Raw genomic sequence first — 20,672 nt, forward strand, 5'->3', positions numbered from 1 at the left:
GTATATGGCAGCCGAACAACCTAGCGTGTGGCGTCGGAACGGCTGATGTCTCCGACTAAACGTTCCAAGGCATCAACCCGTACGGCGGAATCCTCGCCGCTTACGGGGGCTCACCCCGACCCGGAACCCCGGGTGCCTCCCCCTCGGAAGGAGCCACACGCATGCGTCTCCGTCTCGCCACGGCGATCTTCGCCACCGCCCTCGCCGGGGTGCTCGCCGCCCCCTCGGTCGCCTCGGCCGCGCCGCAGCCGATCATCGGTGGCGGCACCGTCTCGTCGGCCCCCTGGGCCGCCGCCGTCTTCAGCAACGGCTCGTTCACCTGCTCCGGCACGATCATCGCGTCCCAGTGGGTACTCACCGCCCGGCACTGTGTCAGCGGCACCATGTCGGTCCGGGTCGGCAGCGTCTACCGGGCCTCCGGTGGCGTCACCCGGACCGTCTCCGCCTCGTACTCCCGCTACGACCTTGCGCTGCTCCAGCTGAGCAGCGCTGTCAGCACCTCGTACGTGACCCTGTCCAGCAGCTACCCGCCGGTCGGCTCCACCAACACGATCTACGGCTGGGGCATGACCTGCTACAGCGGCTGCTCCGCGTCGTCCCAGCTCAAGACCGCCAGCGTCCAGGTGACGAGCACCAACGTGACCGACGCGTACGGCGGTCGGGCCATCCGCAGCACTCGAATCAACGGCAACGCGTGGCGGGGTGACTCCGGCGGGCCCCAGTTCTACAACGGTGCCCAGGTTGGGGTTGCTTCGACCGCCGACGGCCAGAGCATCCAGAACTACGGCAGTGTGGCCTACAACCGGTCCTGGATCACCTCGGTGTCCGGCGTATAACCCATTCGTGTTCCGGCGGCGCGGACGTACCCGATCGGTCGGGCCGTCCGCGCCGCGTCGTTTCGCAGAACGCGGCACGTGAAGCCCGCTCACAATTCAGCCGGTCCGGGGCTCTGCCAACATCAAAACGTGCTGGTCGTGACGATGGACCATTTACCCGGTTACGAGATCCGCCAGATCCTCGGCGAGGTGGTGTCGTCGATGGCCCGGACTCGTAACCCGTACCGCGAGGGCGTCAAGAACCTGCGCGGTGGTGCGTACGACCCGAAAGCACCAGAGAACCTCACCCGGTGGCGTACCGATTCGGTGGCCAAACTGGGCGAGGAGGCCCGGCGACTCGGCGCCAACGCGGTGATCGGAATGCGATTCGACCACCGCGAGGTCGGCGAGATGTGGATGGAGCTGTGCGCGTACGGCACCGCCGTGATCGCGTACCCGGTGGCGACGCCCGCGCCCGACCAGCCGCTGGTGGCGGCGGAGACGGCGCAGCCGGCCAGCGGCTCCAGCCTGGGGGCGATCGCCGAACCGGCCAGCGCTCCCGACCTGGGCAGCGCTGCCGGCACCCCGACCCCCCGCAACTGAGGACGGGCGACAGGCGACGGTCAGAGAATCGGCGCGGGCTGGTAGGCCGCAGCCACCGGATGGGCGGCGACCACGTTGGCGACCCGCTCGGCGACCGCCCGCACCTGGGCCGGAGCCGCACCGACAAAGTCGGCCCGATCGGCCACCAGAGAATCGATCTCGACGCGGGTCAGGCCCAGCCGTTCGTCGGCGGCGAGCCGGTCGAACAGGTCGTTCTCGGTCGCCCCCTTCTCCCGCATGGCCAGTGCCACGCCGACCGCGTGTTCCTTGATCGCCTCGTGCGCGACCTCCCGGCCGACACCTCGACGAACCGCCGCGACAAGGATCTTCGTGGTCGCCAGGAATGGCAGGAACCGGTCCAACTCGCGGTTGATCACCGCCGGGTACGCGCCGAACTCGTCCAGCACGGTGAGGAAGGTCTGGAACAACCCGTCGGCGGCGAAGAAGGCGTCCGGCAGCGCCACCCGGCGGACCACAGAGCAGGAGACGTCCCCCTCGTTCCACTGGTCACCAGCCAGTTCGCCGATCATCGACAGGTAACCCCGGATGATCACCGCGAAGCCGTTGACCCGCTCGCTGGACCGGGTGTTCATCTTGTGCGGCATGGCGCTGGAGCCGACCTGCCCCGGCTTGAAGCCCTCGGTGGCCAACTCCTGGCCGACCATCAGCCGGATGGTGGTCGCCAGCGACGACGGCGCGGCGGCGGTCTGCGCCAGCGCGGAGACCACGTCAAAGTCGATCGAGCGCGGGTAGACCTGGCCGACGCTCTCCAACACCCGGGAGAAGCCGAGATGCGCAGCCACCCGCCGCTCCAACTCGGCGACCTTCTCCGCGTCGCCGTCGAAGAGGTCGAGCTGGTCGGCGGCGGTGCCGACCGGCCCCTTGATCCCGCGCAGCGGATACCGCTCGATCAGGTCGGTCAGCCGCTCGTACGCGATCAGCAGTTCCTCGGCCGCCGACGCGAACCGCTTGCCCAGCGTGGTGGCCTGCGCCGCGACGTTGTGCGACCGCCCGGTCAGAACCAGGTCGGAGTGCTCCACCGCCAGCCGGGCCAACCGGGCCAGGGTGGCGACCACCCGGTCCCGGATCAGCTCCAGCGACCGGCGCACCTGTAGCTGCTCGACGTTCTCGGTGAGATCCCGCGAGGTCATGCCCTTGTGCACGTGCTCGTGCCCGGCCAGCGCGCTGAACTCCTCGATCCGCGCCTTCACGTCGTGCCGGGTAACCCGCTCCCGGGCCGCGATCGAGCCCAAATCGACCTGGTCGAGCACCCGCTCGTACGCCTCGACCACCCCGTCGGGCAGCGCGATGCCGAGATCCCGCTGCGCCCGGAGTACAGCCAGCCACAACCGCCGTTCCATCCGGATCTTCTCCTCCGGCGACCAGAGGGCGGCCAGCTCGGCCGAGGCGTACCGGTTGGCGAGGACGTTCGGGATACTCGTCACGCCCCGGATTCTTCCCCACCCGAATCCGGTGACCCGACCCAGGTCCGACGGCTGTCGGCCGGCTGTCGGCCGGCTACTCGCGACGGCCAGCCCGAATGGCGAGCCGGTCCAGGTAGCAGACCTGAAATACGCCAAACGCGACAAGTAGCAACAGCACCACCGGAATCGGCAGGACCAGGCCGACCACCTCCGAGATGTTTCCGCCCGGCAGCAGTCCCTGCCGCATCGCGATGATCGTTGCCAGCGGGGCCGTCGTCACCTCCCCGGCAGTGACGAGATACGGCCACAGCAGGTCCTGCGCGCCGAGCAGCCAGGTGAGCAGCCCGGCCAACCCGAGCATCGGCAGCGCCGGCAGCAGCATGCTCGCTGCGAAACCCTGGCCCGCCCGCCAGCGTTCGTGCTGTCCCCGGAACAGCAGGGTGAACGCCACCAGCGCCGGAATCGACAGCCAACTCGGCAGGATCAGCCCAACGAAGGTGTTGAACTGGTCGGCCTCCCGGGCCCGCTCGAACCCGGCGAGCGCCAACGGGCCGGTACCAACGAAGAACCAGGGCGCGAACGGCAGCAGAAGCAGTTCGCTGAACCGACCCAGCGGACGCAGTCCGCCGATGGCGAATCCGCCGAGTACGGCGATGCCGACCGCGACCACCGCCGAGATCAGCGGCGGTATCCAGGTGTTGACCACCAACGATCCGGTGCTCAGTTGATCCGACATCGGTGTGCTGGGGCCGAAGAACGACCGCAGCCACGGGAACAACGCATAACCGAGGATGCTCAGGAACCCCACCAGGCCGAGCACCAGCAGGACGATCATGACCGGGTTGGACTGCTGCCGACCCGCTACAACCGACGGCGCCGAGGCAGAAGGGACCTTGGCTGCCCCTTCGGACGTACGGTCCCGCCGCCCCTCGAACTCGATCCGGGTACGAGTGGCGATGAGCAACCCGACGGCCAGCAGGCCGAGCACCGCGAGGATGCCGAGAAGGATGGTGAGCGCGGCGGCACCGAGGCCGAAGTCGAACCGGCGCATGCTGTTCACCAGGGCAACGAACACCGGCGTTGCCGCCTCGTTCCGAACCGACGGGATGGTGTTCTGCAAGGTGAACGACTGGAGGCCGGTAGCGACGACGCCAAGCCCGAGGGTGCCGCCGACCGCGACCAGCGCCAGTCCGATCCGTCCGCCAGCGGTGGCGCGACGCCGTACCACGCTCAGAAACAGGGTGGCCGCGACTGCGACGACCAGCCCAAACGTCATCCCTGCCGCCGCGCCCACACTGGTGAGGCGCTGGTTCTCCATCCAGGTGTCCAGGTCGACCCGGTACGTCCACCAGGCAACGGCCAGCGCGGTCGGGGCGTAGCAGGCCAGTGGGAGGGCGAGCAGTCCCCGGGTCACCAGGCGGGCAACCCGACCGGCCCGGTCGGCGACGACGGCGAGCAGCGGGGCAGCAACCAGGGCCAGCAGCAACGGCACGAGGCTGAGCAGCAGGGCGAACCCGATCGAGTCGAAGAACCCGAGCGCGGACAACCGGTCGTAGTTCAACCCGCCGGCGGCCGCTGGCGGCAGATTAGGCCTGGCACGTTGAAAACTCATCTCCACCGTCGAGATGCTCGGAATCACGTACGACCAGAGCAGCGCGACGACCGCCGGCACCAACAACGCCAGACCCAGCCCGATGCGTACGCCGAGGCTCGGGCCCGAACCCGGGACGCGGGCCGGCGGCTGTGCCGCAACAACGGCCGGAGTGGCCGGAGTGGACGGTGGCCCTGGCGCAGGGGGTGGGATGGCGGTCACCCGTCGAGGTTAACGGGGTCGGCCACCCCACCACAGAGCGCGCAAGTGAAGGAGCGCTGATCCGATATCTACTACCTCGCCGCTACGGCGGGCTCCGGATCGACTGGCGCACCTACCGCTTCGACTGTCGGGGGATTCGTGAGCCGCCGGACCCCTGGGCTGGCCACCATGCCGAGCACCGCCAGCACCACCAGACCGGCGGCGGCCAGCAGGGTCGGCCCGGTGCCGATGGCCAACGCCAACGGTCCGACCGCGATCTGTCCGATCGGGATGGCCAGAAAGGAGCCGAGCGCGTCGTACGAGTAGACCCGGGCCAGCCGATCGGCGGGGATATGGCGCTGCATGGAGGTCTCCCAGGCGATGCCGAACTGCTCCACCGCCAGGCCGGCAACGAAACCGGCGAGCAGCAGCACCACGAGTTGGGGAGTCCAGGCGAGGGCGACCAGCAGCGGCACCTCGGCCAGCATGCAGAGCACGCCCAGCAGAAGCAGCCTGCGGACTCGGATCCGCAACGCGACCAACGCCCCGACGACCATCCCGGCGGTCTGTACGGCGAGCACGATCCCCCAGGACTGCCGCCCGATGGTGTCGTCGGCGACCGCCGGGCCGAGCACGTTGACGCCGCTGGTCAACGCCGCGTTGATCAGCATGAAGCCGAGTACGACGCTCCAGAGCCACGATCGGGAGATGAACTCGGTCCAGCCCTGCCGCAACTGGGTCCAGGTGCTGTCCTTCTGGATTCGGTCGCGGACAGCGGTGACGCGTACCCGGGCGAAGGCGAGCGCGGCCAGTCCGAAGGTGGCGGCGTCGGCGGCCAGCCCCCAGCCCGGTCCGACGGCGGCGACCAGGATCCCGCCCAGTGACGCCCCACCGATCATGGCGGCGTTGATGCCGAGCCGGTTGAGCGCGTTGGCCGACTGCAACAACTCTGCCGGCACGGTCTGTGGCACGAGGGCAGCGGCGGCCGGGAAGGCGAACGCGGTCACCACCCCGTTGGCCGCGCCGAGCGCGATCAGCAGCGGAATCGTCGCGGTGTCGGTCAGCACCAGCACCGCGACCGTGGCCTGGGTGACTCCGGCGAGCATGCAGGCAGCCACCATCACCACCTGTCGGGGCAACCGGTCGGCCAGCACTCCGCCGAAGAGGAGGAAGAGCACATTGGTCAGCGACCGGGCCCCGACGACCAGCCCCAGATCGCGTACGGAGCCGGTCAGGTCGAGTACGGCGAAGGCGAGCGCGATCGGGGCCACCGAGTTACCGAGCATGGTGGTGAACCGACCGGCCACCAGGTAGCGAAAGGCGCTGTGCCGTAGCGGAGCCCAGGTGGACGGTGTGGTGGCCCTCTCAGTCTTCGCGGCTGCCATCTCAGTCCTCCGCCATCTGGAACAGCGCGACGGTGGCGCTCACCCGAATGGCTCCCGGAGTACGGGGTGGTGCAGCCGCCCGATGCAGTGTCTCGGCGGCGGTGGCGATCTGCGCCCGTACCGTCTGCCAGGTCTCCGGGTCGATCCAGAGTTCGGCGTCGGTGAGGAAGTTGCCCGACGAGCGGCGGACCTGCTCGCTGCGACGGCGTAGTTCGGTGGCGAGCGCCGTGTACAGCAGCCGGTGGTCCTGGGTCGGCTCGGGGCTGTCTGGTGGCGTCTGGCGGCGGTCGAAGTCGCGTGTCGCGTCGTACCGGTAGCGTTTCGCGACCCCGCCCCGGATCCGCTCCTCGCCAGCGACCTGGATGACACCGGCGTCGAGCAGGTGCCGCAGGTGGTAGCTGGCGTTGGCGTGGGTGAGATCCAACTCCCGGGCCACCTCGGCGGCGGTCAGCTCCGTCGCGGTGAGCAGGGACAGGATCCGCAGCCGTACGGGGTGGGCCAGCGCCCGTAACTCGACGGTGGGATCACGGTCAACCGCCTCATCTCCCAAAGACATGTTGGGGAGTCTAAGCGCCTCACTCGACAACCGTCAAACAACTGTTGGGGGGTGCGAAAGCGTTAGGAGGGGCCCCTTCCTAACACCTCAGCGTTCCAGGATCGCCACCACGCCCTGGCCACCGGCGGCGCAGATGGAGATCAGCCCCCGGCCAGAGCCTCGCCCGGCGAGCAGCTTGGCCAGGGTGGCGACCAGCCGCCCACCGGTGGCGGCGAACGGGTGCCCGGCGGCCAGGGACGAGCCGTTGACGTTGAGCCGGCTCCGGTCGATCGGCCCCAACGGGGCATTCAGCCCGAGCCGGGTCTCGCAGAACTCCGCCGACTCCCAGGCGGCGAGGGTGGCCAGCACCTGCGAGGCGAACGCCTCGTGGATCTCGTAGTAGTCGAAGTCGCTCAACGCCAGCCCGGCCCGGGCCAACATTCGGGGTACGGCGTACGCCGGGGCCATCAGCAGCCCCTCCTCGCCGTGTACGTAGTCGACGGCGGCCACCTCGGAGAAGGTCAGGTACGCCAGCACGGGCAGGTGGCGTTCGGCTGCCCAGGCCTCGGAGGCGAGCAACACGGTCGACGCGCCATCGGTCAGCGGTGACGAGTTACCGGCGGTCATGGTGGCCTGTGCGCCGTCCGCCCCTCGGGTGCCGAAGACCGGCTTGAGGCCACCCAGTCGGTCCATCGTGGTGTCCGGGCGCAGGTTCTGGTCCCGGGTCAGCCCCAGGTACGGCGTCATCAGGTCGTCGAAGAAGCCGCGCTCGTACGCGCTGGCCAGTCGCTGGTGCGAGCGCAGCGCCAACTCGTCCTGGGCCTCGCGGCTGATCCCCCACCGCTTCGCGGTGATGGCGGCGTGTTCCCCCATGGAGAGTCCGGTACGTGGTTCGGCGTTGCGCGGCGCCTCGGGCCGGAACGGCTGGGTGGGGCGTAGTCGGGTGGCGGCGCGGAGCCGGCCGCCGAGCGTACGGGCGTGGTTGATGCTGAGCAGGGTGCGCCGGAAGTCGTCGTTGACGGCGAGCGGGGCGTCCGAGGTGGTGTCCACGCCGCCGGCGATGCCAACCTCGATCTGCCCGAGTGCGATCTTGTTGGCGACCAGGATCGCGGCTTCCAGTCCGGTGCCGCAGGCCTGCTGGATGTCGTACGCCGGGGTGTGTGGGTCGAGGCGGGAGCCGAGCACCACTTCGCGGGTCAGGTTGAAGTCGCGGGCATGTTTGAGCACTGCTCCTGCGACCACCTCGCCGACCCGCTGACCGGCCAGGCCGAACCGGGCGAGGAGTCCGTCCAGCGCCGCGCCGAGCATGTCCTGGTTGGAGGCCTGGGCGTAGGGTCCGCCAGAACGGGCAAATGGGATCCGGTTCCCCCCGATGACCGCGACACGACGTACGGTTTCCACGGTTTCCCCTCCCCAACCCGGGTTGCCTATACCCTACCCACGAGTAGGCTACGCCCATGAGCGACAGGTACGCGACCTTTGCCCGCTCCGGACCCGGCAGGGCCCTGGTGAAGCGACTCGGCCTGCCCAATCCGCCCCAGCTTCGCCGACACCAGCCCGGCGATCCCCTGGTCACCGGCCCGGTCCTGCTCGATGCCGCACCCGGCGGCCGGCTACGAGAACCGGTCGCCGCCCTGCTGACCGCCGCCGGGGTCGAGGTGCGCACTCCGACAACGGTCGAAACCGAGATCGACCCAACAATGGTCGCAGCCGATTCGGCCACGGTAGTACCTGATCCGTCAATGGGGCAGCCGCCCCACAACGCAGCACTGATCTTCGACGCTACCGGAATCACCGATTCGACCCGCTTGCGCCCGCTCTACGACTTCTTCCACCCGCACGCCCGCGCTCTGCTCCCCTCCGGGCGGGTAATAGTGCTCGGCACCCCGCCCGAGCTGTGCCCCGCTCCTCGGGAGGCCACGGCACAACGCGCCCTGGAGGGCCTGACCCGCAGCATCGGCAAGGAGTTCGGCCGGGGCACCACCGCACAGCTTGTCTACGTAGCCCCCGGTGCGGAGGGCGCGGTCGAATCGACCCTGCGCTTCCTGCTCTCCGGCCGATCCGCCTACGTCTCCGGACAGGTGATCCGGATTCAGCAGCCCACCGACCAGCAACCGCCGGTCGACTGGGAACGCCCGCTCGCCGGACGGGTCGCCCTGGTCACCGGGGCGGCCCAGGGGATCGGCGCGGCCATCGCCCAGGTGCTGGCCCGCGACGGTGCGCACGTCGTGGCGCTGGACGTACCCGCCGCTGGCGACGCGCTGGCCACGGTCGCCAACGAGATCCGGGGTACGGCGCTCCAGCTCGACCTGACCGCCGCCGATGCGCCGACCCGGCTGGCCGAGCACCTCGCCGCCCGACACGGCCGGGTCGACGTGGTCGTGCACAACGCCGGAATCACCCGGGACAAGACGATCGGTCGGATGGACGCGGCACGCTGGGACTCGGTGCTGGACGTCAACCTCTCCAGCCAGGAGCGGATCAACGACGTACTCCTGGCCCGTGACCTGATCACGACCGGCGGGCGGCTCGTCGGCGTCTCCTCCATCGCCGGCATCGCCGGCAACCGGGGGCAGACCAACTACGCCACGTCGAAGGCCGGGGTGATCGGACTGGTGCAGTCGATGGCACCGGTACTCACTGGGCGCGGCATCACCATCAACGCGGTTGCCCCTGGCTTCATCGAGACCAGCATGACCGCCCGGATGCCTACCCTGCTTCGCGAGGCCGGGCGACGGATGAACAGCATGGCGCAGGGCGGCCGACCGGTCGACGTGGCCGAGACCGTCGCCTGGTACGCCTCACCGGCCTCGGGCGGGGTGACCGGCAACATCGTCCGTGTCTGCGGCCAGAGCCTGTTGGGGGCATGATGTCCACTCCCGAGAATCCCGCTACCGACCCGTACGCCGACGCCTACGCCGACCGCTACGCCGACCTGCCCACGGCGGCGTTGCCCAGCAGCGATCCCACGCTCCGGCTGCCCGTGGTCGAGCCGCCCACAGCGGTGCTGCCCGGCGCGAAGCCCCCAACGTCGGTGCTGGCCGCCACCGAATCACCCACGCAGACGTTGACCACCGCCGGTCGGTCCACTGTCGAGCTGGCCGAGCTGCCGGCGATCGGCCCGCTCTACCGTCGGGCGGCCGGTCAGCTGCTCCCCTGGCCCAAGCGGCCGGCCCGCGCGCCCCAGTTGCCCATGACCGGGCTACTGGTCCGGAACGTCACCGTCGATCGCGGGCAGCTGGCCGCGTACGACCGGGTGTGCGGGTTCCGGCTCACCGACGCACTGCCGGCGACGTACCCGCACGTGTTGGCGTTTCCCCTGGCGATGCACCTGATGGCCACGCCGGAATTCCCCGTCCCGCTGGTCGGCCTGGTGCACGTGGCCAACCAGATCACCGTCGAACGCCCGATCGACGCCAGCGAACCTCTCGACCTGTCGGTCCGCGCCGCCGACCTGCGGCCGCATCACCGGGGCCGGCAGTTCGACGTACTGGCCACGGCCATGGTCGACGGGGTGGTGGTCTGGCGGAGCGTGTCGACGTACCTGAGTCGGGAGAAGGGGGCCACCGACGGGGCGCGGACCGAGGTGGGCGAGCAGTCCGCTCCACCGGCCGCCACCGGCCGCTGGTCGGTCGAGAGACACACCGGTACGACGTACGCCCGGGTGTCCGGCGACCGTAACCCGATCCACACCTCCCGGCTGGGGGCGCGACTGCTCGGCTTCCGTCACCCGATCGCGCACGGCATGTGGAGCAAGGCCCGCTGCCTGGCGGCGTTTGAGGGGCGGCTGCCCGACGCGTACACGGTCGACGTGACGTTCAAGACCCCGATCGCCTTGCCCAGCACGGCTGCTTTCCACAGCACGCCGTCCCGGGACTTCACCCTGTACGACGAGCGCTCCGGCAAGCCCCACCTGATCGGCTCGATCCGTTAGCAAGGAAGGGCCCCTTCTTATCGCTTTCCGTTGTAGAAGGGCCCCTTCCTAACACCACTTGGCAGGTGCCCCCACCGTGAAGTAAGTTCTTCTCACATTAAGAAGTTCTCATGTTGAGAGGAACCAAGTGAACGAGCAGGAGTTCCTCGCCGCGTACGACCCTCGGGCGTTCGCCCCGGTCGCGGTGACCGCCGACGTGGTCGCCCTGACCATCCGCGACGACGTGCTGCACCTGCTGCTGATCCGCCGCGCGGAGCCGCCGTACGCCGGCTTCTGGGCACTACCCGGCGGCTTCGTACGACCGGACGAGGACCTGACCACCTGCGCGCGGCGCGAGTTGGCCGAGGAGACCGGGCTCGGTGGCGAACAGCTTCGACGCGTACACCTGGAGCAGCTGGCCAGTTACAGCGCACCCGAGCGCGATCCGCGAATGCGGGTGGTGTCGGTCGCCCATCTCGCGTTCGCGCCCGACCTGCCCGAACCCACCGCCGACACCGATGCCGACGACGCGATCTGGCTACCGGTGGTCGACCTGCCCACCCGGCAACTCGCCTTCGACCATGAGCGAGTCGTCGCCGACGGCTTGGACCGGGCCCGGTCCAAGCTGGAATACACCCCGCTGGCGACCCGGTTCCTCGGCGAGGAGTTCACCATCGGTGAGCTACGGGCCGTCTACGAGACGGTGTGGGGACACCCACTGCACGCCGGCAACTTCCACCGCAAGGTGCTCTCGGTGCCCGGCTTCGTGGAGAGCACCGGCTCGACCACCGAACGTGGCGGGGCGCGCGGTGGTCCGCGCGCCCGGCTCTACCGGGCCGGCGACGCCCGGATCCTGCACCCGGCGCTGCTGCGCCCAGCCCAGGAGGAGACGATCCGGTGACCCTGGTCGAGGCGCTGCGCCACGTCACGACGGCCCGTACCGACGGGGAACTCTTCGGCGACACCGCGCCGGACCGTCAGTACCGCCGACTGGTCGCGGCCCTGCACCCGGACCGGCTCGGCACCGCCGCCGCAGCCGACCGGGCCGCCGCCACCGACGCGTTCATCCGGGTCACCACCCGCTGGCGGGCCCGGCACGCGGCCACCACCACCACCGTCGGGGCGTACCGCCTCGGTGCCGTCGCGCACGTCGGTGACCTGGCCGACCTGTACGACGTCGGGGCGGGCCGTTGGCTCAAGCTTCCCCGCGACCCGGCCAACAACGACCTGATGGAACGCGAGGCCACCGCCCTACGGACGATCGCCGAGCGGGGTGACCCCCGCTATCTGCCGTACGTGCCCCGGCTGGTCGAGACGTTCCGGCACCGGGACCCGGCGACCGCCGCCCGACGCGTGATCAACGTGGTCGCCACCGCGCCCCACCTGCACAGTCTCACCGAGGTCCACCGGGCCTACCCGAACGGGCTCGACCCCCGGGACGCGGCCTGGATGTGGCGGCGACTACTGGTCGCGCTCGGCCTGGCCCACCAGGCGGGCGTGGTGCACGGCGCGGTGCTGCCCGACCACGTACTCATCGAGCCCACCGAGCACGGTGTGGTGCTCGTCGACTGGTGCTACTCGGTGATCGGCGACGACACCGTCCCGGCGCTGGTACCGGCGTACGCCGACTGGTATCCGCCCGAGGTGCCAGCGCGACACCGGCCGGGCCCGGGTACCGACATCGCCATGGCGACGCGCTGCATGACGTACCTGATGGGCGACCGCGCACCGCGGGCGCTGCGGGCCTTCGCCGACGGCTGCACCCAACGGCCGCTGCGCGCCCGCCCCGACGATGCCTGGCGGCTGCTCGGCGAGCTGGACGACGTGCTCGAGCGCCTGTACGGGCCGCGTGTCTTCCGTCCCTTCTCCCTGACCACCAACTCGTCCCACTGATTTCGCTTGTCCCCCTGACTTCGACTTCGACTTCCCACCCGACCTGGAGGCTGACATGGGTAGTGGAACCTGGTCCACCGACGTATACGACGCCGCCGATCGCTATCGGCGGACGACCGGCACCAGCGCCTTCGCCTACAGCGACAGCGGGGCACGTACGGTCCACCCCGCGCTCGACCCGTCCGGTGCGGTACGGGAGAGCCGTGACTCCGACGAACACCCTGAGTCGTTGGCGATCGCTGTCCTCTTCGACGTCACCGGCTCGATGCGTCGTGTACCGCGGGTGCTACAGACCAAGCTCCCGCAACTCCTCGGCATGCTGCAACGCAAGGGGTACGCCCGCGATCCGCACATCATGTTCGGCGCGATCGGCGACGCCACCTGCGACCGGGTACCACTCCAGGTCGGGCAGTTCGAGTCCGACAACCGGATGGACGACGACCTCGGCCGGATCGTCCTGGAGGGTGGTGGGGGCGGGCAGATGACCGAGTCCTACGAGCTGGCCCTCTATTTCATGGCCCGGCACACGTCGATCGACTGCTTCGAGCGACGGGGACACCGTGGCTACCTGTTCATCATCGGCGACGAGCTGGCCTACCCGAAGGTCAAGCCGCGTGAGGTGAGCAAGCTGATCGGGGACGAGCTGACCGAGAGCATTCCGATGGCCAGTCTGATCCGCGAGGTGACCCGCAAGTACGACACCTACTACCTGTTGCCGGCCGGCAGTGGCTACGCCGGAGACGCGCGGGTCCTGGACTTCTGGCGCGACCTGCTCGGTCAGAACGTCCTGGAGCTGGACGACCTGAACGCGGTCTGCGAGACGATCGCGCTCACCATCGGCCTCGGCGAGGGCACCGTCGACCTCGACACCGGTCTGCAGGACCTGGACGGGGCGAGCTCGGCCACCACCAAGACGGTGTCGAAGGCACTGGCCCGGGTGGGTGCCGGCCAACGGGCAACCACGGTGTCGCCGCTGCCGGCGGTGCGGACCGACGGGGATCGGATCACCCGGCTGTGAGCCATGTGATCGTGGTCGATCTCGGGTACGGCGACGCCGGCAAGGGCACCGTCGTGGACTGGTTGTGCGCGACACAACCGGTCCACGCGGTGGTCCGCTTCAACGGGGGCGCGCAGGCAGCACACAACGTCGTCCTGCCCGACGGCCGTTGGCACACCTTCGCGCAGTTCGGGGCGGGCACGTTCCGGCCCGGCGTACGGACCCATCTGTCCCGGTTCATGGTGGTCGACCCGCTGGCGCTGGCGGTCGAGGCCGACCATCTCGCCACGGTCGGGGTGCCGGACGCGCTCGACCGGCTCACCGTGGACGCGGCGGCGCTGCTGACCACCCCCTACCACCGGGCCGCGAACCGGGCCCGGGAGGTCGCCCGCGGAGCGGGCCGGCACGGCTCCTGCGGGATGGGGGTGGGCGAGGCGATGGCGTACGACCTCGACCACCCTGACGAAGCACCCCGGGTGGGCGACTGCGCTACTCCGGCGGTGCTACGCGAGCGGCTGGCCGCGCTACGTGACCGGCTCACCGCCGCACTCGGCCCGCTGGATGCACCACCGGTGGACGACTGTGTCGCCGCGTTCACCGCCTTCGCCGATCGCGTGTCCATCGTGGATGGTGATCATCTGGCTACCCTGCTACGTACCGGGGCCTGTGTCTTCGAGGGTGCCCAGGGGGTGTTGCTGGACGAGTGGCACGGGTTCCACCCGTACACGACCTGGAGCACGACGACGTTCGACAACGCCGAGCAGCTGTTGGCCGAGGCTGACCTGCCCGGTGCGGCCACGCGACTCGGCGTGCTGCGGATCGTCACCACCCGGCACGGCCCGGGGCCGCTGGTGACCGAGGACGTCGGCCTGCCCTTCACCGACCCGCGCAACCCGACCAACCCGTGGCAGGGCCGGTTCCGGTTCGGACACTTCGACGCGGTGGCCCACCGGTACGCGCTCGACGTGACCGGTGGGGTCGACGGGCTGGCGCTGACGCACCTGGACCTGGCGCGCCCGCAGCTCCAGATCTGTCGTCGCTACGACTGGACGGAACAGCTCGTACCCGGCCCGACGGGAGACCTCGACCGCCAGGCCAGGCTGACCGAGCGGCTGCTGCGCTCCCGACCCGAGTACGACGAACCGGTTCGCGACTGGATCGCCACGGTCCAGGACGAACTGGCCTGCCCGGTGGTGCTCACCTCCCACGGCCCGACTGCCGAGGACAAGTCGGTGAGAGGGGCACTACTGGACCCCACCCTGACTGACTCGCGGACGCCGATCGGAGCAAGGTGATCAGGTCTCGTGCCGCTGAACGGCAGGGCGTCCCAGCAGCTTGGATCATCGCAGGCTGGGACGCCCTGCCGGCGGCGTAAACGCACCGATCAGACAGTGCGGCGCCGCGCGGCGACACCGTCGCTCAATCCATGATGCGGTAGTTGCCAAATTTTGGCAATAAAGGAAGGCTAGGCAGCATGCCGATCTACACGCTTCCTGACATGCCCTACGACTACGGCGCGCTTGAGCCGGCCATGAGCGGGCAGATTCTGGAGTTGCACCACAGCAAGCACCACGCCGCCTATGTCAAGGGCAGCAACGACACCCTCGACCAGCTCGCCGAGGCCCGGGACAAGGGTGACTACAGCGCGCTGGTCGGGCTGGAGAAGACCCTGGCGTTCAACCTGTCCGGGCACGTGCTGCACTCCATCTTCTGGAACAACCTGTCTCCAGAGGGCGGCGACCGCCCCGAAGGCGAGCTCGCCGCCGCGATCGACGAGCACTTCGGGTCGTTCGAGGCATTCGCCGGCCAACTATCGACCGCCACCAAGGGCGTACAGGGTTCCGGCTGGGGCGTGCTGGCCTGGGAGCCGCTGTCGCAGCGCCTGATCGTCGAGCAGGTCTACGACCACCACGGCAACGTCGGTCAGGGCTCCATGCCGATCCTGGTCTTCGACGCCTGGGAGCACGCCTACTACCTGCAGTACAAAAACGTGCGCCCGGACTACGTCGATCGGCTGTGGAACCTGGTGAACTGGGCTGACGTGACCAAGCGGTTCGATGCGGCCCGCGCCGCCGGCAACCCGATCATCCTCGCGCCGTGACCGGCATATCGCCGACAGTGCGATCGTGACCAGCGCCGACCCGATCTCGGCCTTCGCGGCTGCACAGTGTGCCGCCGGGGTCATCGCGGCCAAGCACCGCGGTGACCTCGCCGGCGCCGAGGAACTGCTCGCCACGTTTCCCGACGAGGCGTCCCGTACCCGTGGTTTCTGCTTGCTGGCTGAACTGTCGTTGAGCCTCGTCCGGTCGGCGACCGGTCAGAGCATGGACGACCTGGTGCAGGAGCTGACGCTGTTGATGGCCGCCGCCACGCTGCCCGGCCCGCCTCCCCCGAGCGCCGGCTGAGCTAGCCCTCGGCGGGGCGATGCCAGACCTCCCCGCTGAGCAGTTGATCGGCACCGAGCCAGGCGATGTTGACCATTCGGGTGGCCAACTGGTCGGGGCTCGCGTCGGGTCGGTCGGCTAGCCAGTCGGCCAGCGACTCACTCGCCCCGACCAGGGCGTACGCCTGGATTTCCAGATCGGTCTCGCGGACCTCGCGGCCGTCGGCGCGCAGCGCCCGGTCCAGCATGCCGGCGACCACCTCGGCCATCCGGGCCCGCATCATGGCTAGCTCACCGGCGAACGGCGGCTCTCCCCGGGCCTGCCGGTAGAGCACCACCCAGCCGTCCCGGTACGTCGCGACAAACCCGAAGAACGCCCGCAACCCGTGCCACAGTCGCTGGTCCGGTGGCAGATCGGGGCCAACCGCGCCGGCGATCGTCTCCAGCATCCGGGCGCCTTCGCGATGCAGACAGGCGATGAACAATTCTTCCTTGGTGCCCAGGTAGGCGTAGACCATGGGCTTGGAGATGCCCGCGTCCTCGGCGATCTCGTCCATGCTGGCGGCGTGGAAACCACGTCGGGAGAACACCCGGACCGCCGCGTCGAGCATCTGCTGCTCGCGTACGGCTCGGGGCAGACGCCGGAAGGCGGGAGTGGTCGACACCCTTGCCACCTTACCTACTCGCCCGTAAGGTTACGCAGGAGTAACTAGAGCACCCGTCCGGAAGGTACGCGCCATGACTGAGTTCGATCCGGCCAACTTCTCCTCGGTCGACCCCAAGCAGTTCGCCCAGATCGTCAAGTCCACCCCGGACGCCAAGCTCGCCGAGGTGATGCAGAGCGACCTGCGCGGCAAGATCCTCAGCGAGGTGTTCGACCGGATGCCGGCGCTGTTCCGGGCCGACCGGGCCGGCTCCACCAACGCGGTCATCCACTGGATCATCACCGGTCGCCCCGACGGCGGCTCGGACACCTACGAGGTCGTCATCTCCGACGGCACCTGCACGGTGCCGGCGACCCCCGAGCAGGAGCCGAAGCTCGCGCTCACCATGGGCCCGGTCGAGTTCCTGAAGATCGTCTCCGGTGGCGCCAACCCGGTCATGATGTTCATGACCGGCAAGCTGAAGGCAAAGGGTGACCTGGGCCTCGCCGCCAACATCGCCAACCTGTTCGACATCCCCAAGGCCTGACATGGCCGAGTTCTCGCTCGACCTAACCGAGGAACAGCGGGATCTACGCGACTGGGTGCACGGCTTCGCCAAAGAGGTCGTGCGCCCAGCCGCAGCCGAATGGGACGACCGTGAGGAAACCCCCTGGCCGGTGATCCAGGAGGCGGCCAAGGTCGGTCTCTACGGCTTCGAGTTCCTGGCCACCTGCTGGGGCGACCCCACCGGTCTCTCCCTGCCGATCGCCAGTGAGGAACTCTTCTGGGGCGACGCCGGCATCGGCCTGAGCATCTTCGGCACCTCGCTGGCCGTGGCCGCCATCTACGGCACCGGCACCCCCGATCAGTTGATCGAATGGGTGCCGCAGTGTTTCGGCACCGCCGACAAGCCGGCAGTGGCCGCGTTCTGCAGCACCGAACCGGAGGCCGGCTCCGACGTGGCGGCCATGCGCACCCGCGCGGTGTACGACGAGGCCACCGACGAGTGGGTGCTGAGCGGGCAGAAGGCGTACGCCACCAACGGCGGGATCGCCGGGGTACACGTGGTCACCGCCTCGGTCGACCCGGCGCTCGGCTCCCGGGGCCAGGCCGCCTTCGTGGTGCCCCCCGGCACGGCCGGGCTCGCCTCGACACGCAAACTCGCCAAACTCGGCCTCCGCGCCTCGCACACAGCCGACATCTTCCTCGACGAGGTACGCGTCCCGGGGCGCTGCCTACTCGGTGGACACGACAAGCTGCGGGAACGGCTCGACCGCGCCCGATCCGGGCAACGCACCAGTGGCCAGGCCGCCATGCGGACCTTCGAACTGTCCCGTCCCACCGTCGGGGCCCAGGCGATCGGGGTGGCCCGGGCGGCATACGAGTACGCCCTCGCGTACGCCAAGGAGCGGGTCCAGTTCGGCCGGCCGATCATCGAGAACCAGGCCATCGCCTTCGCGTTGGCCGACATGAAAATGGAGATCGACGCCGCTCGGCTGCTGGTCTGGCGGGCCTCCTGGATGGGCCGCAACAACCGGCCGTTCCTGGCCGGTGAAGGCTCGATGTCCAAGCTCAAGGCCGGCGAGGTGGCCGTGGCGGTCACCGAGAAGGCGGTGCAGATCCTCGGCGGAGCCGGCTTCCTCCGGGAGCACCCGGTCGAACGCTGGTACCGGGACGCCAAGATCTACACCATCTTCGAGGGCACCTCGGAGATCCAGCGTCTGGTGATCTCCCGGGCCATCGCCCGCTAGTCGGACCGGTAGGCAGGCCGGTAGTCGGACGGGGACCGGGGTCAGGACCTGAGCAACCGGTGCGGCCCCGGCCCCTGCTCCGCAAGTCGGTCGTCCGGGTTGACCAGGGCGCACTCCTCCAACGACAGGCAACCGCAGCCGATGCACCGGGTGAAGCGGTCGCGCATGTGCTCCAGCCGAGCGATGCGAGCGTTGATCTCCTTGCTCCAGCACTCCGCAGCCCGCTCCCAGAACTCCCTGGTCGGAGCCATGTCAGCTGGCAACAGCGCCAGCACCCCACCGATCACGACCAGAGGTATCCCCGTGTTCTGCGATGCGCGGATGAACGCGATCCGGCGCAGGGTGCTGCGGTGATAACGGCGCTGGTTCCCGGTAGTCCGCTGGCTGTGGATGAGTCCCTGCCGCTCATAGAACCGCAGAGCCGAGTGCGAAACGCCACTACGGTCGGACAGCTCTCCGATGGTCAGTAGCGGGGTGGTGGGCGGCGGATGGGCGGCCAGTGGCTGGGTGGTGGGCGGCGGATGGGCCGCCAGTGGCTGGGCGGTGTTCGGTGGCACCTGGGGCATGCCGACCAGCCTAACTTGACCTCAACATTTGTTTAGGTTTGATCCTTCTGGGGTGTGGCCGAACGCGTAGCCACGATCGACACCCACCAGATCAGGGGATCACCATGCCTCGTCAGCCTCTGCAACTCGCCGTGATCGTCGGCAGCGTCCGAGAGGGCCGGTTTGGTCCGACCATCGGCAACTGGTTCGTCCGTCAGGCCCGCGAGCGTGCCGACCTGACCGTCGACGTCATCGACCTGGCCGACTTCGCACTGCCCGTGGCGATGCCGGCGTTCGGTGCCGAAGCGGCGCCGGAAGCCACCCTCGCTCTCCAGGACCTGTCTCCCCGGCTGGCCGCCGCCGACGCGTTCGTCGTGGTCACGCCCGAGTACAACCACAGCTTCCCGGCGGCGTTGAAGAACGCCATCGACTGGCACAACCACCAGTGGTACGCGAAGCCGGTGGCGTTCGTCTCCTACGGCGGCATCAGCGGGGGCTTACGGGCGGTCGAGGCGCTGCGCCTGGTCTTCGCCGAGCTGCATGCCGTGACCATCCGGCACACGGTCAGCTTCCACAACGCGTGGCAGCAGTTCGGCGCCGACGGGACGCCCCGGCAACCGGACGAGTCCGACCGGGCCGCCAAGACTCTCCTCGACCAGCTCACCTGGTGGGGCCATGCGCTGCGCGATGCAAAAGCCATCACCCCGTACGTGGGCTGAGCCCGCCTGTCATCCGCTCCCGTACTGACGACACCTCATTGGAGAGTGCCATGACCGTCGCTGCCCAACCCGTCATTCCGTCCGCCGACAGCATTGTGGCGACCAGCCGCTGGCAGGTCGACGGCCGCCATGCCCAACGCTCCATAGCCGACACCGCGATGGCCCGGTGGCGGCAGTCGCCCTGGCCCGAGGGCTGCCTCTCCATCGCCTGCCTGCTCAGCACCGACGGTCGACTCGTCCTGTTCGACAGCCAGTGGACAGACGAGCAGAGCTACCAGCGGCACATCGCGAACCTCGACCAGCCGGGTACGGCCGACCGGGTCGACGGGCTTGAGCCCGGTGTGACCCACTTGGACGCCGTCGTCACCCGACCCGCCGGACCACCCGTCAGTCGTACCGCCGACGGGCCGTTCTCGGGCTGCGTGGTCCTGGTGACGATCGCCACCGACGGCCCCGACCGGCAGCAGAAGGTCGCAGAGATGATCGCGGCCGTGGCAGCGACGCCCGAGCCCGGCGCGCTCGGCGGGCAGATCCGGTTCAGCCTCGATGGTGCCCGCGTGGTGCTCTACGCGGAGTGGACCAGCGAGGAGGCACATCGTGAGGCCATCACTGGTTCCACGTTCGGTGGCCCGCAGGGAATCTTCCACGGTACGCCCGGAATCCAGGGGCTCAGCATGAACCGTTACCAACGGTACCGCTTGGCCACTCGCTGACCAGCCGCCGCCCGGGTTGACCGTCCCTCCGGAAGGTAGTTGCCCCAACGCCTGGAAGTGCTCGCGTTCCGAATACCGCCGGCGTCGGGCTGATCATCACCGAGGGAACGGTGATCGACCATCCAGCGTCGGCCGGCGGTCCCCGAGTGCCTCGCCTCTTCGGTGCCGCACCGTCGGCCGGCCGGGCTGACGTGGTCGAAGCGGTACGCGCCGCTGGTGGCCGTACCGTCCCGCAACTGTGGCACGTCGACACCGACCGTACGACCGACTCCCTGCCCAACCCGGGCGGGCCCCGACTCGTGCAGCAACGCGATCAGCCCGGCGATGTCGTCCGTCCCACCGATCGGCCCGTCGAACTCATCCCGTACCGGGCCCGAGGCGGTCCAAACGTCGTACTGCCCCGGACACGAGGGCCGGGCGACCGCTCCGCCTGCCCGAACTCGGGTTCGTCAGAAGCCCGTCGGCACTAGACGAGTAGTTCCGATGTCAGGGGTCGATGTCTGGGCATGAAGAGAGGGCGTCCAAGATCGTGTTGTGACGCAAGACCTGGACACCCTCTT

The 20,672-nt window shown here is 69.4% G+C and carries 22 protein-coding genes; 15 read left to right on the forward strand and 7 right to left on the reverse strand.

Annotated elements, in window-relative coordinates; genetic code table 11:
• Window positions 1–161 precede the first annotated feature (161 nt).
• Complete coding sequence (locus tag ACWDV4_RS28755) at window positions 162–836, forward strand: S1 family peptidase (RefSeq protein WP_449985049.1); 675 nt, start codon at window positions 162–164, stop codon at window positions 834–836.
• 129 nt (window positions 837–965) lie between these two features.
• Window positions 966–1,418, forward strand: coding sequence for a YbjQ family protein (locus ACWDV4_RS28760; protein ID WP_449985051.1), 453 nt, complete (start codon window positions 966–968; stop codon window positions 1,416–1,418).
• A gap of 20 nt (window positions 1,419–1,438) precedes the next feature.
• On the opposite strand, the gene purB is transcribed toward ACWDV4_RS28760, so the two are convergent.
• The 5 genes from purB to ACWDV4_RS28785 form a co-directional block, all read right to left on the reverse strand.
• Window positions 1,439–2,863 (reverse strand): adenylosuccinate lyase, encoded by a 1,425-nt coding sequence (purB, locus tag ACWDV4_RS28765; protein WP_449985054.1) that lies wholly within the window; start codon window positions 2,861–2,863, stop codon window positions 1,439–1,441.
• Window positions 2,864–2,936: 73 nt separating this feature from the next.
• Window positions 2,937–4,655, reverse strand: a complete 1,719-nt coding sequence (locus ACWDV4_RS28770; RefSeq protein WP_449985056.1) for a sugar ABC transporter permease — start codon at window positions 4,653–4,655, stop codon at window positions 2,937–2,939.
• A gap of 71 nt (window positions 4,656–4,726) precedes the next feature.
• Window positions 4,727–6,019, reverse strand: coding sequence for an MFS transporter (locus tag ACWDV4_RS28775; protein WP_449985058.1), 1,293 nt, complete (start codon window positions 6,017–6,019; stop codon window positions 4,727–4,729).
• 1 nt (window position 6,020) lies between these two features.
• On the reverse strand, window positions 6,021–6,575 hold the full coding sequence (locus ACWDV4_RS28780; RefSeq protein ID WP_449985061.1) for an ArsR/SmtB family transcription factor: 555 nt from the start codon (window positions 6,573–6,575) through the stop codon (window positions 6,021–6,023).
• Between the two features lie 87 nt (window positions 6,576–6,662).
• The gene (locus ACWDV4_RS28785; RefSeq protein ID WP_449985064.1) at window positions 6,663–7,955 is read right to left on the reverse strand and encodes an acetyl-CoA C-acetyltransferase; all 1,293 of its coding nucleotides are present in this window, start codon (window positions 7,953–7,955) and stop codon (window positions 6,663–6,665) included.
• Window positions 7,956–8,011: 56 nt separating this feature from the next.
• Here ACWDV4_RS28785 and ACWDV4_RS28790 point away from each other — a divergent pair, with 56 nt between their 5' ends.
• From ACWDV4_RS28790 to ACWDV4_RS28825, 8 genes are all read left to right on the forward strand, one after another.
• A complete protein-coding gene (locus tag ACWDV4_RS28790; RefSeq protein ID WP_449985067.1) occupies window positions 8,012–9,424 on the forward strand; it encodes a 3-oxoacyl-ACP reductase in 1,413 nt (470 codons plus the stop codon).
• A gap of 164 nt (window positions 9,425–9,588) precedes the next feature.
• Entirely contained in the window at window positions 9,589–10,488 is a 900-nt protein-coding gene (locus ACWDV4_RS28795; protein WP_449985118.1) for a MaoC/PaaZ C-terminal domain-containing protein, read from the forward strand.
• Between the two features lie 127 nt (window positions 10,489–10,615).
• Window positions 10,616–11,368 (forward strand): NUDIX hydrolase, encoded by a 753-nt coding sequence (locus ACWDV4_RS28800; protein WP_449985070.1) that lies wholly within the window; start codon window positions 10,616–10,618, stop codon window positions 11,366–11,368.
• Window positions 11,365–12,360, forward strand: coding sequence for a serine/threonine protein kinase (locus tag ACWDV4_RS28805; RefSeq protein ID WP_449985072.1), 996 nt, complete (start codon window positions 11,365–11,367; stop codon window positions 12,358–12,360). The genes ACWDV4_RS28800 and ACWDV4_RS28805 overlap by 4 nt, the downstream gene beginning before the upstream one ends.
• A 55-nt stretch (window positions 12,361–12,415) precedes the next feature.
• Window positions 12,416–13,378: a hypothetical protein gene (locus tag ACWDV4_RS28810; protein ID WP_449985075.1), complete on the forward strand. Its 963-nt coding sequence runs from the start codon at window positions 12,416–12,418 to the stop codon at window positions 13,376–13,378.
• Window positions 13,375–14,652: an adenylosuccinate synthetase gene (locus ACWDV4_RS28815; RefSeq protein ID WP_449985077.1), complete on the forward strand. Its 1,278-nt coding sequence runs from the start codon at window positions 13,375–13,377 to the stop codon at window positions 14,650–14,652. The genes ACWDV4_RS28810 and ACWDV4_RS28815 overlap by 4 nt, the downstream gene beginning before the upstream one ends.
• A 179-nt stretch (window positions 14,653–14,831) precedes the next feature.
• Window positions 14,832–15,458 (forward strand): superoxide dismutase, encoded by a 627-nt coding sequence (locus tag ACWDV4_RS28820; RefSeq protein ID WP_449985079.1) that lies wholly within the window; start codon window positions 14,832–14,834, stop codon window positions 15,456–15,458.
• A gap of 25 nt (window positions 15,459–15,483) precedes the next feature.
• Window positions 15,484–15,762: a superoxide dismutase gene (locus tag ACWDV4_RS28825; protein ID WP_449985081.1), complete on the forward strand. Its 279-nt coding sequence runs from the start codon at window positions 15,484–15,486 to the stop codon at window positions 15,760–15,762.
• A 1-nt stretch (window position 15,763) separates the two neighbouring features.
• Here the strand turns inward: ACWDV4_RS28825 and ACWDV4_RS28830 are convergent, their stop codons facing one another.
• A complete protein-coding gene (locus tag ACWDV4_RS28830; RefSeq protein WP_449985084.1) occupies window positions 15,764–16,405 on the reverse strand; it encodes a TetR/AcrR family transcriptional regulator in 642 nt (213 codons plus the stop codon).
• A gap of 73 nt (window positions 16,406–16,478) precedes the next feature.
• Between ACWDV4_RS28830 and ACWDV4_RS28835 the strand changes: the two genes are divergently transcribed.
• The gene (locus tag ACWDV4_RS28835) at window positions 16,479–16,931 is read left to right on the forward strand and encodes an SCP2 sterol-binding domain-containing protein (protein ID WP_449985087.1); all 453 of its coding nucleotides are present in this window, start codon (window positions 16,479–16,481) and stop codon (window positions 16,929–16,931) included.
• A 1-nt stretch (window position 16,932) separates the two neighbouring features.
• Window positions 16,933–18,135 (forward strand): acyl-CoA dehydrogenase family protein, encoded by a 1,203-nt coding sequence (locus ACWDV4_RS28840; RefSeq protein WP_449985089.1) that lies wholly within the window; start codon window positions 16,933–16,935, stop codon window positions 18,133–18,135.
• A 41-nt stretch (window positions 18,136–18,176) separates the two neighbouring features.
• Here the strand turns inward: ACWDV4_RS28840 and soxR are convergent, their stop codons facing one another.
• Entirely contained in the window at window positions 18,177–18,701 is a 525-nt protein-coding gene (soxR, locus tag ACWDV4_RS28845; protein ID WP_449985092.1) for a redox-sensitive transcriptional activator SoxR, read from the reverse strand.
• A gap of 104 nt (window positions 18,702–18,805) precedes the next feature.
• On the opposite strand from soxR, the gene ACWDV4_RS28850 reads away from it, so the two are divergent.
• The 3 genes from ACWDV4_RS28850 (at window position 18,806) to ACWDV4_RS28860 (ending at window position 20,582) form a co-directional block, all read left to right on the forward strand.
• Window positions 18,806–19,399, forward strand: a complete 594-nt coding sequence (locus ACWDV4_RS28850) for an NADPH-dependent FMN reductase (RefSeq protein ID WP_449985094.1) — start codon at window positions 18,806–18,808, stop codon at window positions 19,397–19,399.
• Window positions 19,400–19,449: 50 nt separating this feature from the next.
• Window positions 19,450–20,112, forward strand: coding sequence for a hypothetical protein (locus tag ACWDV4_RS28855; protein WP_449985096.1), 663 nt, complete (start codon window positions 19,450–19,452; stop codon window positions 20,110–20,112).
• Window positions 20,113–20,222: 110 nt separating this feature from the next.
• The gene (locus ACWDV4_RS28860; RefSeq protein ID WP_449985098.1) at window positions 20,223–20,582 is read left to right on the forward strand and encodes a hypothetical protein; all 360 of its coding nucleotides are present in this window, start codon (window positions 20,223–20,225) and stop codon (window positions 20,580–20,582) included.
• Window positions 20,583–20,672 lie beyond the last annotated feature (90 nt).

It is taken from the genome of Micromonospora sp. NPDC003197, assembly GCF_053590565.1.

Bases quoted from the DNA above. Each gene is read 5' to 3' on its own strand.
- ACWDV4_RS28755 (WP_449985049.1), top strand. From the start codon at position 162: ATGCGTCTCCGTCTCGCCACGGCGATCTTCGCCACCGCCCTCGCCGGG.
- ACWDV4_RS28840 (WP_449985089.1), top strand. From the start codon at position 16,933: ATGGCCGAGTTCTCGCTCGACCTAACCGAGGAACAGCGGGATCTACGC.
- ACWDV4_RS28780 (WP_449985061.1), bottom strand. From the start codon at position 6,575: ATGTCTTTGGGAGATGAGGCGGTTGACCGTGATCCCACCGTCGAGTTA.
- ACWDV4_RS28835 (WP_449985087.1), top strand. From the start codon at position 16,479: ATGACTGAGTTCGATCCGGCCAACTTCTCCTCGGTCGACCCCAAGCAG.
- ACWDV4_RS28850 (WP_449985094.1), top strand. From the start codon at position 18,806: ATGCCTCGTCAGCCTCTGCAACTCGCCGTGATCGTCGGCAGCGTCCGA.
- ACWDV4_RS28775 (WP_449985058.1), bottom strand. From the start codon at position 6,019: ATGGCAGCCGCGAAGACTGAGAGGGCCACCACACCGTCCACCTGGGCT.
- ACWDV4_RS28820 (WP_449985079.1), top strand. From the start codon at position 14,832: ATGCCGATCTACACGCTTCCTGACATGCCCTACGACTACGGCGCGCTT.
- soxR (WP_449985092.1), bottom strand. From the start codon at position 18,701: ATGCCCCAGGTGCCACCGAACACCGCCCAGCCACTGGCGGCCCATCCG.
- ACWDV4_RS28810 (WP_449985075.1), top strand. From the start codon at position 12,416: ATGGGTAGTGGAACCTGGTCCACCGACGTATACGACGCCGCCGATCGC.
- ACWDV4_RS28790 (WP_449985067.1), top strand. From the start codon at position 8,012: ATGAGCGACAGGTACGCGACCTTTGCCCGCTCCGGACCCGGCAGGGCC.
- ACWDV4_RS28855 (WP_449985096.1), top strand. From the start codon at position 19,450: ATGACCGTCGCTGCCCAACCCGTCATTCCGTCCGCCGACAGCATTGTG.